16 protein-coding genes are annotated in these 17250 nt (G+C 46.0%); 8 read left to right on the top strand and 8 right to left on the bottom strand.

Translation table 11 applies throughout. The features are described 5' to 3' along the window. Positions 1–47: 47 nt before the first annotated feature. Together H4O21_RS06130 and H4O21_RS06125 are read right to left on the bottom strand one after the other, a co-directional pair. The gene (locus H4O21_RS06130; RefSeq protein WP_182807961.1) at positions 48–1202 is read right to left on the bottom strand and encodes a GNAT family N-acetyltransferase; all 1155 of its coding nucleotides are present in this window, start codon (positions 1200–1202) and stop codon (positions 48–50) included. 57 nt (positions 1203–1259) lie between these two features. Further along, entirely contained in the window at positions 1260–1688 is a 429-nt protein-coding gene (locus tag H4O21_RS06125; RefSeq protein WP_182807960.1) for an HIT domain-containing protein, read from the bottom strand. A 212-nt stretch (positions 1689–1900) separates the two neighbouring features. On the opposite strand from H4O21_RS06125, the gene H4O21_RS06120 reads away from it, so the two are divergent. Together H4O21_RS06120 and H4O21_RS06115 are read left to right on the top strand one after the other, a co-directional pair. Then, positions 1901–2779 carry a DMT family transporter gene (locus H4O21_RS06120; RefSeq protein ID WP_255487160.1) on the top strand — a complete coding sequence of 293 codons (879 nt, stop codon included), beginning with the start codon at positions 1901–1903 and terminating at the stop codon, positions 2777–2779. A 71-nt stretch (positions 2780–2850) separates the two neighbouring features. Then, a complete protein-coding gene (locus tag H4O21_RS06115; RefSeq protein WP_368737524.1) occupies positions 2851–3594 on the top strand; it encodes a metallophosphoesterase family protein in 744 nt (247 codons plus the stop codon). A 90-nt stretch (positions 3595–3684) separates the two neighbouring features. On the opposite strand, the gene H4O21_RS06110 is transcribed toward H4O21_RS06115, so the two are convergent. Both H4O21_RS06110 and H4O21_RS06105 read right to left on the bottom strand, forming a co-directional pair. After that, a complete protein-coding gene (locus tag H4O21_RS06110; protein WP_182807958.1) occupies positions 3685–4287 on the bottom strand; it encodes a hypothetical protein in 603 nt (200 codons plus the stop codon). A gap of 98 nt (positions 4288–4385) precedes the next feature. Next, positions 4386–6449 (bottom strand): YbhB/YbcL family Raf kinase inhibitor-like protein, encoded by a 2064-nt coding sequence (locus H4O21_RS06105; RefSeq protein WP_182807957.1) that lies wholly within the window; start codon positions 6447–6449, stop codon positions 4386–4388. Positions 6450–6637: 188 nt separating this feature from the next. Here H4O21_RS06105 and H4O21_RS06100 point away from each other — a divergent pair, with 188 nt between their 5' ends. The 5 genes from H4O21_RS06100 to H4O21_RS06080 all read left to right on the top strand — a co-directional run bounded on the left by H4O21_RS06100 (position 6638) and on the right by H4O21_RS06080 (position 13363). Further along, on the top strand, positions 6638–8263 hold the full coding sequence (locus H4O21_RS06100) for an ATP-binding protein (RefSeq protein ID WP_182807956.1): 1626 nt from the start codon (positions 6638–6640) through the stop codon (positions 8261–8263). Continuing rightward, positions 8257–9138: a hypothetical protein gene (locus tag H4O21_RS06095; RefSeq protein WP_182807955.1), complete on the top strand. Its 882-nt coding sequence runs from the start codon at positions 8257–8259 to the stop codon at positions 9136–9138. The genes H4O21_RS06100 and H4O21_RS06095 overlap by 7 nt, the downstream gene beginning before the upstream one ends. Before the next feature lie 293 nt (positions 9139–9431). Then, entirely contained in the window at positions 9432–10655 is a 1224-nt protein-coding gene (locus H4O21_RS06090) for a tetratricopeptide repeat protein (protein ID WP_182807954.1), read from the top strand. Continuing rightward, positions 10652–11353, top strand: a complete 702-nt coding sequence (locus tag H4O21_RS06085; RefSeq protein ID WP_182807953.1) for a response regulator — start codon at positions 10652–10654, stop codon at positions 11351–11353. The genes H4O21_RS06090 and H4O21_RS06085 overlap by 4 nt, the downstream gene beginning before the upstream one ends. A 246-nt stretch (positions 11354–11599) precedes the next feature. Further along, positions 11600–13363 carry a hypothetical protein gene (locus H4O21_RS06080; RefSeq protein ID WP_182807952.1) on the top strand — a complete coding sequence of 588 codons (1764 nt, stop codon included), beginning with the start codon at positions 11600–11602 and terminating at the stop codon, positions 13361–13363. A 43-nt stretch (positions 13364–13406) separates the two neighbouring features. Here the strand turns inward: H4O21_RS06080 and H4O21_RS06075 are convergent, their stop codons facing one another. The 3 genes from H4O21_RS06075 to H4O21_RS06065 form a co-directional block, all read right to left on the bottom strand. Continuing rightward, positions 13407–13904, bottom strand: coding sequence for a DUF4351 domain-containing protein (locus H4O21_RS06075; RefSeq protein ID WP_182807951.1), 498 nt, complete (start codon positions 13902–13904; stop codon positions 13407–13409). A gap of 103 nt (positions 13905–14007) precedes the next feature. Then, positions 14008–14319, bottom strand: coding sequence for a hypothetical protein (locus H4O21_RS06070; protein WP_182807950.1), 312 nt, complete (start codon positions 14317–14319; stop codon positions 14008–14010). A 238-nt stretch (positions 14320–14557) separates the two neighbouring features. Then, positions 14558–14833 (bottom strand): hypothetical protein, encoded by a 276-nt coding sequence (locus tag H4O21_RS06065; RefSeq protein ID WP_182807949.1) that lies wholly within the window; start codon positions 14831–14833, stop codon positions 14558–14560. Positions 14834–15526: 693 nt separating this feature from the next. On the opposite strand from H4O21_RS06065, the gene H4O21_RS06060 reads away from it, so the two are divergent. After that, positions 15527–16402, top strand: coding sequence for an MBL fold metallo-hydrolase (locus H4O21_RS06060; RefSeq protein WP_220495528.1), 876 nt, complete (start codon positions 15527–15529; stop codon positions 16400–16402). An 84-nt stretch (positions 16403–16486) separates the two neighbouring features. Here H4O21_RS06060 and H4O21_RS06055 read toward each other — a convergent pair whose 3' ends face one another. Next, positions 16487–17155, bottom strand: coding sequence for a YoaK family protein (locus H4O21_RS06055; protein ID WP_182807947.1), 669 nt, complete (start codon positions 17153–17155; stop codon positions 16487–16489). Positions 17156–17250 lie beyond the last annotated feature (95 nt).

Raw genomic sequence — 17250 nt, 5'->3', positions numbered from 1 at the left:
TTATTCCATACTCTATGCGGGGCTACTCCGAAACATATTGTGGCTATCTACTGATCTTTGTAAGGCAATAATTCACAGGCCTGTTCTGCATATTGCATAGTATGCTCGGCTTCATCCTGAATAAACTGTTCAATGGCCGGTATAAAGCCTTCTTCCGCGATCCAGTGGTTAGATGTGGTAATCACCGGATGAAATCCACGGCTGATTTTATGCTCTCCCTGAGTTCCCGGATCAAAGTGTTGCAGGCCCTGCTCCAGGCAGAACTCTATGCCCTGATAGTAACAAGCCTCAAAGTGCAGACAATCCGCATCAACCTTACTGCCCCAGTAGCGCCCGTATAAAGAGTGCTCGTCATAAAAAAACAGCGCTGCTGCAACGGATTCAGGTTTTGTTGTATCGGTTGGCTGATAATCTGCAATTACCAGCATAATCTGTTCAGGCATAGATCGGACAATATGCTCAAAAAATGCCTTATTCAGATACCCCTGACGGCCACGCCGCATATATGTGAGATGATAGCAGTGGTAAAAGTGCTCCAGCTCCTGGTCGGTGATTTCCTGTCCCATAACACGTCTGAGAGATAAATTCTGTTTAGCAACTTTCTTTCGTTCCTGGCGTACGTTTTTACGCTTTCGGGAGGAAAAACTACCGAGAAATTGCTCGAAATCCTGCCATTGTCCAGTATTAAACCAGTGAAACTGACAGTTCAGCCGGGTCATGCTTCCAGCTTGTTCCAGCTGTTTATTTTCATCATCATCCGGAAACAGAAGATGCCAGGATGAGGCACCGAGCCGCAAGGCTTGCTGTCTGATCGTATCAAAGATCAGATGAGCAACATCCGCTAACTGAATACCAGCTCTTAACAGAATACGCTGGCTCTGGCTGGGGGTATAAGGCACCGCACTGACCAGCTTAGGATAATAGGCCAGTCCATACCTTTCCCAGGCATCAGCCCATGACCAGTCGAATACATACTCTCCATAAGAGTGGTTTTTCAGATATACCGGCATAAAAGCCACCAGTCCCTGGTGGTCAGTCAGTATCATATGCATGGGTTGCCAGCCACTTTTCTGACAGGTGACGTCTGAGACTTCCATCGCAAGCAAAAACTCTCTGCGCATAAAAGGATTCCCATTATGTGTCAGCTGCATCCACTGTGATTCAGTGATGTCATTTAATGAAGAAATGAAAGAAGCCTGCATATCTGCTCCAATGCCGATTGATCCGTGTTTGGTTTACGTTTCAGTCCTGTATCAGGATCATAATCGGATAGTATCCGGTAATATCTGACAAAGAGCATCAAGTATTTGTTTCTGCCTTTGCGATACTGTTGGATCATCCATTGCAACAGGCGTGCCGGTACACCAGATTGGGCCAGGCCAGGCGACATCTTCCTGGAAACGAACGACATGATGTATATGCAGCTGAGGTACCATATTCCCCAGAGCAGCAACATTCATTTTGTATCCGGAAAAAATACTCATCAGCGTTTCTGCCAGAACACATGATTCCCTCATCAGTTGCATTCTGTCATTTTCAGCAAGCTGATGAATCTCCGTAATATCATTAACACGGGGCACCAGTATGAACCATGGGAAACGCTCATCATTCATCATACAAAGGCGTGAGAGAGGCAAATCAGCAATTTGAAATGTGTCCTGATTTAATCTGGGATGTAGTGTGAACATATTGTCTCCTGCTATATCAACGCCGCTATTTTTCCAGAGATATTAACATGTTAACTCTTATTGTCAGTGGCCTGTTAAAGGCTTCTGGTCAGAAAGCTGATCCAGAATGAAGCGACATATAGATTCAGTCTTTGGTCGTGTTTTATCAGAATAAGCTTAGCTAACTGACTGATTTGTATATAATGCTTTGTTTTGCAAATGCGAGATAGCCTATGCATTCCACTCTCTCAATGCAGCGAAGTCTGATCATTGGCGCAGGGTTGATTCTGATATCCGAAATGTTTCTGGTTCTTTCGGGTATGACGGTAAAATATATTGCCGACGATATGCCGGTGCAAATGATCGTTTTTTTTCGTAATTTTCTGGGCATTCTGTTGCTGGTTCCCTGGCTGATGAGTAATGGATTATCGGCAATCCGTACACAAAAACTGCGTTTTCATTTTATGAGGGCCGGTGTTGGGGTTGTAGCAATGACCTGCCTTTTCTATTCATGGGGGCATCTGCCACTTGCACAGGCCGCGCTGATCAAACAGACCGCACCTTTTTTTATCCCGGTGATTGCGCTGATCTGGCTGGGAGAACGCATCAGCACGATGGTTAAGTTTGCTATCGTGGTCGGTTTTCTGGGTACTGTTTTTGTACTGAATCCACAGGATGGGGCTATGAATCTGGCGGTGCTTATTGCATTGGCTGGTGCAATGCTGGGGGCTCTGGCTAAAGTGACGATTCGGCGGATGCGTGACAGTGAGTCTCCCCAGAGAATTGTATTTTATTTTGCTTTTTTCAGTGCCATTCTGTCAGCGGGTCCCGCTACTTTAGTATGGCAACCTGTGACGATGATTCAGTTGTTCTGGTTGCTGGTTATGGCTGCAGCTTCTACGCTGGCCCAGCTGTTTCTGAGTAAAGCCTATGGTATGGCACCTGCTGGACAATTAGGGCCTTTTACTTATGGTTCTGTTGCTTTCGCTGCTTTGATGGGCTGGTGGTTATGGAGTGAGAGTCTTGAGATGAACACGATAGCAGGGATCGTTCTGATTACGCTGGGTGGGGTTCTGGCTGTATCAGGTCCGGGAGCAAAGGCAAAAAGCTGAACACTGGCTGCCCTCGTCAGTATTGTGTAATGTCATCAGATGGATCGTGTTTAACAGAAGAGCATTTTATTGTGAAATTAGCCGTTCTTTCCGATATACACAGTAACGCTTTTGCGTTGCAGGCTGTACTGGATGATATCAGCTACCGGGAGGTTGATCATGTGATCAACTTAGGAGATATCCTTTATGGGCCTATTGCGCCTTTTAAAACCTATTTACTGTTGCAACAGCATCCCTGTGTGACTATCAGTGGTAACCAGGATCGACAGATCTGGCAGGCTTCCCCTGAGGATATTGAAGCGAATGCGACGATGGCATTTATCCATAAAGATCTGGGAGAAGAACCTCTGGAGTGGATGATGCAGCTGCCGTCTGAACTGCAGTTAACAGATGATATCTATCTGTGTCATGGTATTCCGGGAGATGACCTGATTTATCTGCTGGAGGATGTCTCTGATGGACGGCCTGTGCTGCGTTCTCAGGAAGAGATACTGAAACTGATTAAAGGAAATACCTCTTCTCTGATTCTATGCGGCCACACTCATATTCCCAGAACGGTACAGCTGGAAACCGGACAACTGGTTGTCAATCCGGGGAGTGTAGGGTTACCCGCTTATCGTGATGATGAGCCTTGCTTGCACTCTATGGAAAATTACTCCCCCCACGCTTCTTATGCGATTATTGAGCAGAAGAAAAAGCGATGGAATGTTGAGCATATCCGGGTAGATTATGATTATGCGACGGCAGCCCGGCTGTCGACGCAGCGTGAACGTGGTGACTGGGCACATTATCTGACTACGGGTCGGGCTCTGTAAAAGAGAACGGCCTCACTGGACACTTTACCTGAGGGGCTTTCGTTTTATTGTCACATCACCCGTAGTCAGAAATATCTGCTGTATCCGATGTTAAAGCATCTGGCGATAATAGGTGCTGTCTTTGCCCGGTGATAGCGTTCGTGTTTGTGGTTTGCTGTAGGTGACCAGAATTTTCCCCAGAGCCGCTGGAAATACTATTTGTAACACCTGAGATTGCTGTGGTATCGAAGGTTTGTTGTTGATAAAGCCTGATAGCTCTGCTCTGAGATAATTCTGTCGATCATTAACGGAATGGGCGTGTTTCGATACGTCAAGATCTTTTTGTAAAGCCTGCTCAGCGACCTCAACCTGAACCAGCTTTTGCAAGTCCGCCAGCCCCGGCAGTTGCAAACGACGGTTTTGCAGGGCGTACTTGCCAGCCTGGACCGGAATTGGCTGTAGTAGTTTAATCAGGGCAGAACGAAACTGACTGAACGTTTTTTTATCGGCTGCGGCAAGGTGCAGCAGTGAAGAGGGTTTCCCTGGCCAGTTCATCTGACGAAATAAATCACTGACAGATGTACGTATTGTGATGGTCAGATGCTTGTTATGCCTGAGTGCAACATCGGCTGTTGTCATACGCAGGCCATGTGCTGATGCATCCGTAATCTGTAATGCCAGCATAAAGGCAAAACACAGTGTCAGGTATTTCATATCTGATAGTTATCCTGAAAGAGACAGATTACAGGCAAAAGCACCTTAGCAACGCTGCCTTTGCCTGTATCAGTGAACAATAAAATGTTTTCGCGGTTTTATCGGCAATGAGTGGTCACGGTATCACCGCTGCCGTCTGTCTGAGTGGCATCAATACGATATCGGAAGGTGTAGCAATCCAGTCCGGCCTGATAACCGTCTTCTCCTTCTTCCAGAAGGCGATAAATCAGTTGAGCAGTATTATCCTGAGGAATATTTTTATTCTCAGGTTTGGGTTCTGCTGTCACGAATTGCCACTGTTTGTTGTCAAATGACATAGTATCGTAGTCGGTCAGGGTAACTTCCGTACCGAATGTGAAATCATCCAGACGGTTGCCTCCCTGAAAGTGTCTCGGGCCGTCAATACTGCCGCTTTGAGAGGCCTGAGCCCGGTAACAGCCAATAGTATAGGGAGCATTGGTAGTAGTGTAGTACACGTATTCACTGCCATCACCATGCAGATCATATGCGTTACACTCATCCAGAAACGCCGATCCATTTTTAATGGCCTGAGGCAGATAATTCAGATCCGAATAGCGACCACCGCCATAATGGGTGCCGTTGGTAGTCATGATGCCGCCTCCGGTACCAAAGTAAAGCGGGATACCATCAAACATCCAGGCAATAGGCTCAGAGGGGTTGTGTGTATCCATCATACACACCGGAGCCATATGGTAATGGTAGTCTTCACCATTACCTGCGTGGGCGCCGCATTGGTCTATCTCTCCCAGTAGTACTGTATCCCGGTCGCTGTAATCCTGACCCAGCTGAGCAATTTCATCCGGTTCACTTTCCTTGGCGTAGTGCAGAATGGGGACGCCATCTGCCGCGATACCAATGGGATGATGAATATTAATATTACTCACGGGTTCAGAAAGATAAACGGGATTCATTGGTACTGCCCAGGATACATCATCTCTTAATGGCACCCGGCCAATCCATGACTGAATGCCGACATTCTCTTTGTCATCATTCAGCTCCGAGCGCTCTGGCAGACTGGTTGCAGATGTGATGATCATTTCTGAATCTGTGCAACTGGTACTAATCAGGTGATTATAATCAGATAGTGAAGCCTGTTTTTCTTCACAGGTAGCCGGTATGCTGGTGGGGACATGATCGTCATTCTCCGGGTTATACCGGGAGCGGCTGACGGTCAGTTCTTTCGTTGCCAGAGTGCTGGCGCTGGCTGCTGTAAAAAATGTCTGCAGATCTGTTGTTGAGCCATTAATCCCCAGCCCTCCCGGAGCTACCGATAAGGCATGCAGTGTGATGATATAGTCATTATCACCCGTGCCTTTAGAGCAGGGTGCAGAGTAACTTTGCTGATCGTTGACGCTGTTAATACCCAGAACGCCTATATTGGTTTCAGCCTCGTCCATATCGGTTTCTGATGCCTGGATATCATAAAGTACCAGATAAGAGTGGGCACCTGATAAATCGGTATCATTCGGATTCGGGAAATGGTGCATAGTGATTGCCAGTGACTGGGTGCCTGTGGGCAGACCGCCCCATTGTAACGGGATCATGCGGCCATTATCGGCACCATCGCAAGTAGCACTGAGTGGCAGAATCGACTGAGATTTAAGTGCCGGGCTGGTCAAAGTTATCGTGTTCGTGGCCGTATCGTTAATGGGGGGCGTTGTTTCTGCTGAGCCATCGGCATTCAGAGTGGCACTGCCACCATCAGATATTCCCGATGATGGTACAGATGTACTCAGAATACCCGTGACAAATGAGTCATAGGAAAAACTATTACCACTCTGCCCTGTCAGGGGATCTCCACCAACAATATATTCCATGTTACCCGCCCCAAGCACCGTGATGACAGTGCCATGACTCAGAGTTAGTTGCAGGCTATCTGCTGCAACTTTCGAGCTGGTGACTTCAAGTCCTGCTGTCAGCTGAATGGTATTACTGCCCTGGGTATCTGTAATCGTGATAGTCGAATTGCTGTCAATCAGATGAGGGGAGAGTACATAAAGGTCATCTCCGGCACCTTTGCCGATCACTCCTCTCTGTACCAGAGTGGTATCGTTATCAGCAATAGCCTGATTGACAGCTAGCGACAATATACAGGCGGCAAATAAAGGTGTGATTGTTCTGGTTATAAGGGGCATAGGCATACTCTGTCATCCTGGTTGTTATATATTCCGGGCATCCGGGATATTTTTACATGATATGTCATCGACAGCGCTATATGAGTACATAAAGATACTTGTTAAAGCTTATTTTCTGCGTCATTGCTATTAAAATAGCGTAATCATATAAACATTCTTGTGACTTGTGTCTGATATCAGGCGAACCTGGGATTATGCGAAGTATTTTTTTCAGAATTTACCTTGGGCTGCTGTTTGCATCTGTGGTTATTGCTGCAGGTTCTGCGGCTATATACCGCTACTGGCAGAGTGAAAGGGTTGACCGTTATCTTGCTGACAGCATGCAAGGAACTCTGCAACTTATCAGTGAAGGTCTGGCCCGACATGAGTCTGAGCAGGAAAATCAGTGGCTGGCGATTAGCAGACGGGTGACCTCGTTACCGATAGAGTTGCTGGATGTTAATGAGCTGCCAGAACAGATGAAACAGCCTGATCGGAAGGGACTCACTCTGATCAGTGCTGATTCGGATGGTAACAGGATTTTTTCATTACCTGTGCCAGGCAATGAAGATGAAATTCTTCAGGTGTCTGCCAGGGAAACTAACGTCAATGAACAGTTGATGCGGGGGACTGTTCTCCTGTTGTTGAATGAGTTGGGGCGACATGCAAAACAAGATAGAAAGAAAGAACTTGAGCGCCTTCAGGCGTTCTTTAATTTTCCATTATCCTGGTCATCCGTTGATGAGATCCAGGTGAACTATCTGCAACAGAGAGCCTTGCTGCGCAAAGAAACCGTGGTTGAATTTTTCTCCGCAGAGAATGGAGAACGGGCTGTCAGAGCTATTGCACCGATTGGCAACAGCGGGGATTATCTTCAGCTTGGCCCCTGGCCGTTACTGGACGATTTCCCGAGGCCTGTTGTCATGATTATAGGCAGCGTCTGTCTGGTTCTGTTGACCGTAGTCGGTTTTTTACTGGTGCGTCCTCTGGAGTCGCGTCTGAACAGAATGGCCAAAGAAGTGGATGCGATAGGGTTAGGAGGTGATGCTTCACCTCTGACTCAGGACGGAAATGATGGTCTTACAGCACTGGCGGGCAAAATCAACCTGATGTCAGGGCGTATTTATCAGCTTTTGCAGACTCAGAAAGAGCTTAACCGCGCAGTGTCTCATGAGTTGAAAACGCCTCTGGCCAGATTAAAGTTTCGCCGGGAGCTGGCGATGCAGAAGCTGGAACAGCTGGAATACAAGTTGGAACTGGAAGGGGCTGATGCTGACCTGAAGTCTGTGGGGAATCATTTAAATGGCATGGAAAATAGTATAGAAGAACTGAATCATCTGGTTGAAGAAATTCTGATGTACGCCCGGCTGGAAAGCGCTTCTCCCGGACTGGATCTGGCAGAGTTCAACTGTTCTGATGTGGTAAATGAATTGATTCAGCCATTAAGAAACCAGTTTCCGGATATGATATTTGATTGCCATCTTCCTGCTGGGTTGACGGTATGCGGCGACCGTCATCATCTGAAGCGGGCGGTACAGAACTTGTTAGTTAATGCTCAGAAATTTGCTGATAAGCAGGTTCAGATCAGTATTTCATCTGAACATAATCTGAGTATTATCCGAGTTGAAGATGATGGGCCGGGTATACCGGAAGAGCACTGGGAAGATGTACTGAAACCTTTTGCCCGGGTTGAAAGCAGTCGTAACAGGCAAACCGGAGGAACCGGGCTGGGACTGGCAATTGTCTCACAGATCTGCCACTGGCATGGCGGGAGCATACGTATCGATCATTCGGAACTGGGTGGCGCGCGTGCAACGCTGGAATTACCCGCAAAATGCTGATTCGTAAGTTGTTACACCCGGAAACAATCACGCTATTTAATACTGATCATCTGAAAGGCATAGTGGTAATAGAGAGTTTCAAGGGGATACTTTTGAACACGACACTGAATATCTTCATTGCCAGTCTGGTACTGACGCTGTTCGCTTTGTACTCCGGTACCTCTTATGCTGAAGATTGGGGGGACTGGGGTAAAGAGACGAATAGCTTCAATGGGTCAGCAGATCTGGAAAGTACAATCTCGGATCTGGAAAGTGATGAAGAGAATCAGAGAGAGTTTGAACGCATTGCTCCTCTGGATGCCAAAGAACAGGCAGTATTCCGGGCTCTGGATAACAGTTCTCTGAGTGACTACAGTGAGAAAAAAATGACCCGGGAACCAGAGTTACCTGCTGGAAGCTTATTGGAAAGCCTGGAGAGACTGGAACAGCTGCAACTGTTAGGAGCGGATGGCCGCCTGCATGAGCTGAGCTCTGACATTAACTCTCCAGCTGATTTACTGCGTAGTATCATTATTTCTACTGACGCAGACAGGGGCTTATCTACTGAGGTAGCAACAGATGCTGGTATCAGTGGTAGCGGACTGGAAGGTTCTATTAAGATAGAAAATCTTGATGGCGTTAAGATTATAGAGATAAATGATGGCTTTTTCTTACTTCAGGGAACAGGAGAAACCTTATCTGCTCAGGGAATGGATGGTATAGAAATTATTGAACTTGATGACGGTCGATTCAGTATCAATGGCATAAATGCATCTGATGGCGCTTTTGTCATTGAGGGTACAGAAGGGAGCGAAGTTTTTGAAGCAGATGATGGCTCTTTTATTATCGATGAACCGGAGGACTTAGATGTCATTGACGATTCGTTTCGAGATTGATAGATATCTGAACAGACGTATCCCGATTTGTGTTTGTCAGTGAATGGTGAATGGACAATACAACAAACTTCAGCACATACGCTTTTGTTCAGGCGGTTTTAAGAGTCCTATTTTTGCTAAAGACCGGAATATAAAAACTATAACGGTTTTCGTTATTACAGATGAGCGGAGAGTCATATGGATAACGATAACCAACAGATATATAAACTTGATATAAGTCTATTGCCTAAGGGTAAACGTCGGTGATCACAGGGAATTCAGTTTTTCGTACATCATTGTTGACAGGGTTGGTATTGCTAGCGACTTCAGCGCATGCGGAGGAAAGTCACAAAGATTTTTTAGCGCGCTTTCAGGCAATCCAGACCTCTCAGCCAGAGGACGCTATTTATGTTCTGGAGAAACGGTTACGGCAATATCCTTTATGGCACAGGGGGAGGCTGGAGCTGGCCAGAGCTTATTTCCTGCAGGGGAGATATCCAGAAGCAAAAGCTGCGGTAAAGACCGTTGTTAAAGAAGCTGAGCTGCCTGATGCGGTGAAGAAAAATGTACTGGTATTTTACAAAAAAGTCCTGGAGGTCGAAAGTAAGAGCATTGTCCAGGCATCGCAGGATGCTCTGGCGTGGGATTTCTCCGGAAAGCTGTCAATTGGGGCCGGTTTTGATTCAAATGCCAATACAGGCCCTGCTGATCAGGATATTGGTCTGGATGGCATAAGACTGAAGAACAGTGCAACAGAGCAGGATGATAGCTTCAGTTCAGCGCAGATTGAGTTTTCAGCTGAAAAAGTACTTTCTGAACAAACGGGTAAATACGCCGGTGGCTATCTGAAGTGGGATAATCAGGCGACAGTCTTCAATAGAGACTATCAGGATACAAGAGGCGTCAGTCTGACCGGAGGGCGTTTGAGCAGTCGTTTATCCTATAATATGACACCTGCCTGGCAATTGGGTGCAGAAGCTGAATTGCAGAAATTTAAGTATGCCGGTGACCGGATTAATTATACGACGCTGACTCCCTGGCTTCGCTGGAGAGAAGGCCGACATCAGATTAAAGTTAATCTTAAGCTGAGAAAAAGACATTATGCCGAGGGCTTATCCTCTAAAAACGGACATTTTATCAGTCCATCTGTGCAGTATTTTGTCAGGATTAATTCTGAACTGTTTGCATCATCTGAGCTGAGTTATGCCATTGCCGATTACAACGGGCCTCAGTATGACTATTATGCCGTACAGTCGGATAATCGCCTGTACTATCTTTTAAATTCTGATGTGCTGCTATGGGGACAGTATCGATACCGTTCCAGGGATTATAATGACGCAGCATATTCTTTATATAAATTTGCCAGAGACGAAGACTACCATACCTTCAGAACAGGGATTCGTTATCGCTTGTCTCCGGCTCTGGATATCGACATTTCTGTAGCTCATTTTGAAAATGACGCTAATCAGAAACTCTATCAATATGAACGTCAGCAGGCTGAGCTGAAGCTGACCTGGCTGTTTTCGGGAGCAAAATGAACGGGTTAAAGATTGTACTGGTTGAAGATGATATAGAACTGGCAGAGTTGACTACTGAATACCTTCAGGGATTTGATCATCAGGTCATACATATTGACGAAGGCACTCATGCGGTAGAACAGATTCTGAAGGAGCAGCCTGATCTGGTGATTCTGGATGTGATGTTGCCTGGCAAGAATGGAACGGATATATGTCGTGAACTGCGCCAGGATTTTGATAATCCTATCATTATGCTGACGGCTCGCACTGACCAGATTGACCAGATTATCGGCCTGGAAATTGGTGCTGATGACTACATCTGTAAACCCGTTGAACCTCGCTTACTGGTTGCCAGAGTAAATGCTGTGACCCGACGCAGTCAGAGAAGTGGTGACGCTGCGGGTAATACCTCTTCGCATTCCCGAATAGAGGTGCAGGATCTGGTGATTGATGACAGTGCCAGGATTGTCAGTCGTAATGGCGAAGCGGTTGAACTGAGTACTCTGGAATATGACATGATTTATCTGCTGGCCAGTCGGGCTGGTGAAGTGTTATCCCGTGAGTTTATTTTTCGTGAGGTTCGGGGGCTGGAGTATGATGGTCTCAGTCGGTTTGTAGATATTACCATATCCCGTTTACGACAAAAGATTGGTGATGACCCCAATCATCCGGTTCGAATCAAAACTGTCCGGAACAGAGGATATCTGCTGGCTCCGTAGTCGGCATTCTCTGAAGAAGCACGCTTTTTCAGCAAGTTGCCGGGACTGCGCTCAGATCTCTTCTTGTTTCAGGTGCTGCCTGTAATCGGATAAATAGATTTTTGTACAAGTTCCGGCTGTAACAGTACATGCTGTTACATGGCCGGAACTCAGTCAGCGCTGACCCGGACCAAATCCTGGCCCAGAATCAGAAGCAGGTCCGATAGAGTAACGTCGGTCGGCATTTACTGAATGAAGGATACAGTTATGAATATAGCTACAAATGAGACTGTACTGGCAGATCCTGTTTCCGTTGATCTTCTGTCAGATACTTTATTTCCTGCCGGCTCCCTGCCTTCTGGTACTGACTTTCAACCTTCTGAGTCCGGGGATGTGATTGCCGTATGTCCTGTTGAACCTGTGCCAGAAGATCCCGAGATTAAAGCTATTCAACAGCAACTTGATGCCATTTTTGGTATCCCGAAAAAGCTGACATCAGTCGAACAAAAATTGGCTGATGATATTAATCTTCAGATCGAGTATCTGTTTAATGAAACAGATGGGGAGCTATCCGGAGAGCAAGAGAAAACACTGGATCGCCTGAATCAGCAGCTTGATAAGCTGTATGGAGTAAAAGACTGGAATGATCTGACCAGTGACGAGCAGAAAACGGTGCAACTCTTATATGTGACGCTGGATACTCTGACGGAGGAACCTGAAGAGACTGGCATCATGAAAGAAGAAGCTGAGCTTTATGAACAGCTTGATGCTATTTTTGGTATTCCTGACAGGAATCTGACTGATGAAGAGCAGCAGAAGGTTGATGACCTGAACCGTCAGATTGAGTCTGTTCTTATACCTGATGATAATGGCGAATGGCCGGAGTTGACAGAAGAACAGCAAACAACTCTCAACGCCCTGTATGACCAGATTAACGATATTTATGGCATCACGGAATATGATGATCTGACACCGGAACAGCAGGCAAATGTTGACAAAATTTATGCCCGATTAGAAGAACTGCAGTACAGTGATGCTAATCTTGATGACGGTATGATCCTGGGCCCGGACACTCAGTTACCTGTTGAACCCGGATTTATCAGTGATGATCACCAGAAGCTCTATGATCGGTTGGATGAAATCTTTAATGGCTCTGAAAAAACAGAGTTGACCGATGATGAACAGGTTCAGTCTGTGCAGATTAACAGTCAGATTGAGGCTTTGTGGGCACCGGATGAAAATGGGCAATGGCCAGATTTGACTCAGGAGCAGGAGCAACAGGTTGATGATCTGTTTAAACAGCTGGATAACTTATGGGGTATCCGTCATTACGAAGATCTGACGGAAGTAGAGCAGGCTGAGGTCGAGGCTATCTATGCTGAGCTGGATAATATTGATTATGTTGATGATCTCGTTATTGAACCCTGGGAAGACGATTCTGAGCTGATTGCTCTTTATGGGCAGCTTGATGACATTTTCGGATTGCCAAAGCAGGAACTGACCGAAGACGAGCTGGCTCAGGTGGATGAGCTGTATGCCCAGATTGATGCACTCTTTGAGCCTGACGCTGATGGAAACTGGCCTGAAGCTGATATGGCTCAACTGGATGGTTTACTGAGTCAGGTTGATGATATTTATGGCATCAAACATTATGATGATCTGACACCAGAGGAACAGAAAACTGTTGATAATATCTATCAGCAGCTGGTCGCCAAAGCACCTGCTATCTACGGTTTTGCAGCAGGTAAATCATTGGATGAAGAAGATGATGATCTGTTTTGGGAAGATATATTCTCGGGTACTCTGAGTGAGGAAGGGGGGAATGAACTGTTCTTCGATGATCTTTTCTTTGATAATGACACGACTGATTCAGGGTTTATCTGGGATATCGTATCTGCTGCTACAGGTGACTTCTCCGTGGATGGTTCTTTTGAAGAACGGGATGATTTCCTGAAAGCTGAAGGTCTGGAAGAAATTGAACTGATCGGATTAGATGATCTGGATTTCGATTTTGACTTCTTTGCTTTTTAATGAGTTAAAAGAGGGAGACTATCCATAACTCTGTGTAACCGTTTTATTCGTAGCGATCATCTTTTCCCGGCTGCAGGATCAGTGTATCGATATTATTCGATACACTGATCCCGATGAGTTTTGCATTTTTATACTGAAACGCCGCCTCCGTAAACATTCTCTGTTTTATCCTCAGCTCTGAATGAAAATTATCTGCCCACTGTTCCAGCTGTTCAGCAGAGCCAGAATGCACTCTCGCGATTATTTCCGTTGGAGCTATTCTAAAACGACGACAGAGCTGGCGAGTCAGCACCTTAACTTGTCCTTGTCGCTCACCTACGGCTATACCTCGTTTTTCTCCAATTGAGATACCACGCTGCATGCCAATTTCAATACCAAACTCAAAGCCGCGCTCTTCGGCATCTTTTAGTAAACCGGCTTCACCGCACAGCGCCATAAATAATAACCGCTGGATTTCTTCGTCCGGGCTGAGTACATAAAGTCGTTTACCAGGCTTTTTAACCCGATCAGACCCGGTATTGGATAGATCAGTCTTACTCACAATCATCAGCTCCTGCTGATACCAGTTAACAGGCTGTACGGGCTTGCTCAGATAGTGCTTCAGAATAACAACAGCACAACACCCGACAGCCTGATAGTCCGGTTCAGTCCTTCTGTTGTGCGGTTTCGGTGTAATCCAGAAAATCCTGAAAACTGCCCTGCATTTCTACGATGGGTGGTAAATGACACAGTTCAGATGAGTTCTGCGCCCAGCTGAGCTGCAGCAGTGTGTACAGGTTCTCTTCGTTCGGGTGCCAGCACAGCAACCGGCCACTGTTGACCAGATCCTCGTGGGCAATAATCCGAAGCGATTGACCGTATAAGACGTGATTTCTTCCTATGGCCTGGTCTAATTTATCGCTCAGTAACCAGACGCTAATTTCGCTGGTTTTATACCAGCCTCTGGGTAACATCATATCATCCCTCGTTACCAGTCCACCGCACCTCAGAGCCACAGGACACGATCAGCCTGATACAGGTGGCCGAATCGAATCGACCCGTTCTGTCGGATGGGTGGTTGTCATATCATTCCGATAGCCGCGCGCCATACCGGAAGTGCCGTATTCCCTCCACAGAATACGGCACCGGTGACGTCCTTACCGGCAAAGCATTTAAATCACTCAATACCCTGCCATTCAGAAACAGGGTTGAGTTTTAATCGCCAGTTTTCAGATCTTTATCCACCATTTTCTGGATCAGCTGCAGCTCATCCATCAGATCAGAGATAAAATAGCCTGCGCCATAAGCCACATCTTTCTGATGCAAAGAGCGCTCATTTTTAAAGGCCATATGCTCCAGCGCCGTCATCACAAACGCGCTGCGATGCCTGAAACACTCAAAGGCCTGACTGAGCTGGTGCATATCCAGTGGATCGACGCCTTCTTTTTTCTCTCCGTCTTTAATGCCGGAGACATTGTGGCTCGGGTTCATAACGCAAACCTCCGGTAGTTATCAAGATGGTTACCCTGTTTGCTGAAAGAGATCAGTGTTTTAAATGGATTAACCGCGAATACCGCCGATCCAGACTTCAGCCGGGCATAACACCCGCGCCACAGATTCGAAGCAGGCGAATAACGCCGTAAATCCGATAAAACAAGAACCCGTTCAGAAGCACGAGATAACAATCCGGACGTCAAAACACCTCGGGATAAAACCCCCGAATAATGCAAAAACGACGGAAAGTGAAGGTTCTGGCCCGAGAGCCGGAAAGAATTGAGGGCGTAAAAAATCCTGGCACCGTAAACGCGATTACAGGCCGTAAGATCATGAAAATAAAGAAGAAATTTTTCTTTAGCCGAGCGAAGCTCTGGCGTAAAATGCAAATTAGCCATTTATTGATACTCTACTTATCGATGATGGTTAGCTGCCTCTGATGTGTTGGTAGCACTCAGGGGTAGCGCTTGTGAGATTTAAATGCTTGCGATAGGCAGACTCCTTCTGTTGAATAGATTAGCAGGTAATAAAACACCAGATATCGATTTAATGCAATCGCTATCTGGTGTTTTTGTTTGCGTATTCTGGTGCAGAAGTACAGGGTATGAATCAGATACATCTCAATTTAAGTATTAAATCAGTGAATTTATGAAATCGGCTATTACATTGTTTTTAATCTGTTGTTTAAATATGACAGAAGCTATCGCAAAAGATTTTATACCAGAAAGAAGCGAGAAAAATGGCTATGTCGAGCCATTCAGAATGCTTGATAATGTTTTTTATATTGGTGATAAGTGGGCTTCATCCTATTTAATCAAAACCTCGGCAGGACTGGTTCTGCTTGAAACCCTGGAAAGCCCTTTTGGTCGGTGGATTCCGGATAATATAAAAAAGTTAGGTCTGAACCCATACAACATTAAATACATACTGGTTTCACATGGTCATTCAGATCATGTTGGTAATGCAGAATATATTCAAAGGCTGTATGGCGGTAAAGTCGTCATGTCGAAGGAAGCACTGGCTTTAGCTAAGGCGCAATCGGAAAAGAGCACAGGACAAGGATCTTTTCATGCACCTGAAGTCAGTCTCTTCGCAGAAGATGGTGACAAACTGGTCGTTGGAGATACTGAGTTTAATTTTTACATGACACCCGGCCATACGGCAGGTTCTTTATCCATTGATTTCATGGTTAAAGACGCCGGTATATCACATCGTGCATTTATGGTTGGAGGGCATAGTCCATCAAATAAAGACATTGAGCTGACTCGCGATTTTATAAAAAGCATGAAAAGAATACGGGCGTTAGCCTCAGAGAGCCCCAGGGTCAGCATCAATCTGGCAAATCATCCACATAAGAATTCATTGTTTGAAAAAAGAGATTCAGGCAAACAGGATGATGGAAAAAATTATTTTATAGATAGCCAGGGCTTTTTTGATTTTCTGGACAAGCAAGAAGAACTCGGCAGGGTGAAGCTATCGGCGCTAACGGCAGAAGCTGAACGCTCTCCTGGACCGTCAGGCCTTAATACAATGACTGTTCAGAAAGAAAATACAGCATCGCCATAAAAATCAGATAACTCCGGAAGACTGGCTGATAAGAATCGGAATCAGACTTTCTGTATTTTCGAATCATATCTTGTCTCAGTATCATCAGTCAGACTCTCTGTGCCTACTGGCATAAACACGATATGTGATTGCTATTATCAGGCACAACACTGACGGAACGTACAACGCCTTAAAATCAAGTTCCTGATAGAGGAATGCGCCCGCTGTCCCCCCAAGAATAAAACCCAGAATGATAAACAGGAATAATTTTGCTTTTCGGTAATCAAGCTCCTGCCCCCTGAAAAAAGCACCCAGCATTATGCCCAGATCAGTAAAAAGACCTGTGACATGGGTCGTCCGAACAATAGCGCCGCTGTATGTGGTCGCCAACGCATTCTGAAGACCACAAGCAGCCGATGCCAGCAAAAGGCCATAGACAGACCCGGCCGACAATAGTAATGAAGAAAAAGCCAGTAAGACAGACTCAATCGACAAGGCAGTATCATAATGCCGGCCCAGCTTCAGAGTTGAGCCATGCAGTAAAAAACCAGCAATAGACGATCCTGCCAGGAATGACAGCAAAATACCTGTCAAAAATAGCGCTTTCTGATACGAAAGGCTGAATAACTCGGTCCCCATTGATGTCGCTGTACCAGACAAGTGAGATACGGCCTGCTGTTCAAAACCAAGAAGACCAATTGCATTCACACAGCCCGCAATTAATGCGAGGATAAATGCCCCAAGCTCAACCCATTTGGGCAACCGTGAAATCAATGTTAGAACACTCCTTTGGCAGCTCCCGTGGAGCTTTGGCAGGCTAATATGAATCCGGGCTGATATTACCAGTAGCCCAGTCAGCGACATCCTCA

Source organism: Oceanospirillum sediminis, from assembly GCF_014164585.1.
Taxonomy (GTDB): domain Bacteria; phylum Pseudomonadota; class Gammaproteobacteria; order Pseudomonadales; family Halomonadaceae; genus Oceanospirillum; species Oceanospirillum sediminis.
Note: the sequence above shows the minus strand (reverse complement) of the source record. Positions and strands in the feature narration are given on the sequence as shown.

Coding starts and splice junctions, on each gene's coding strand:
- H4O21_RS06130 (WP_182807961.1), bottom strand. CDS start 1,202: ATGCAGGCTTCTTTCATTTCTTCATTAAATGACATCACTGAATCACAG.
- H4O21_RS06125 (WP_182807960.1), bottom strand. CDS start 1,688: ATGTTCACACTACATCCCAGATTAAATCAGGACACATTTCAAATTGCT.
- H4O21_RS06120 (WP_255487160.1), top strand. CDS start 1,901: ATGCATTCCACTCTCTCAATGCAGCGAAGTCTGATCATTGGCGCAGGG.
- H4O21_RS06110 (WP_182807958.1), bottom strand. CDS start 4,287: ATGAAATACCTGACACTGTGTTTTGCCTTTATGCTGGCATTACAGATT.
- H4O21_RS06105 (WP_182807957.1), bottom strand. CDS start 6,449: ATGCCTATGCCCCTTATAACCAGAACAATCACACCTTTATTTGCCGCC.
- H4O21_RS06100 (WP_182807956.1), top strand. CDS start 6,638: ATGCGAAGTATTTTTTTCAGAATTTACCTTGGGCTGCTGTTTGCATCT.
- H4O21_RS06095 (WP_182807955.1), top strand. CDS start 8,257: ATGCTGATTCGTAAGTTGTTACACCCGGAAACAATCACGCTATTTAAT.
- H4O21_RS06085 (WP_182807953.1), top strand. CDS start 10,652: ATGAACGGGTTAAAGATTGTACTGGTTGAAGATGATATAGAACTGGCA.
- H4O21_RS06080 (WP_182807952.1), top strand. CDS start 11,600: ATGAATATAGCTACAAATGAGACTGTACTGGCAGATCCTGTTTCCGTT.
- H4O21_RS06070 (WP_182807950.1), bottom strand. CDS start 14,319: ATGATGTTACCCAGAGGCTGGTATAAAACCAGCGAAATTAGCGTCTGG.
- H4O21_RS06065 (WP_182807949.1), bottom strand. CDS start 14,833: ATGAACCCGAGCCACAATGTCTCCGGCATTAAAGACGGAGAGAAAAAA.
- H4O21_RS06060 (WP_220495528.1), top strand. CDS start 15,527: ATGACAGAAGCTATCGCAAAAGATTTTATACCAGAAAGAAGCGAGAAA.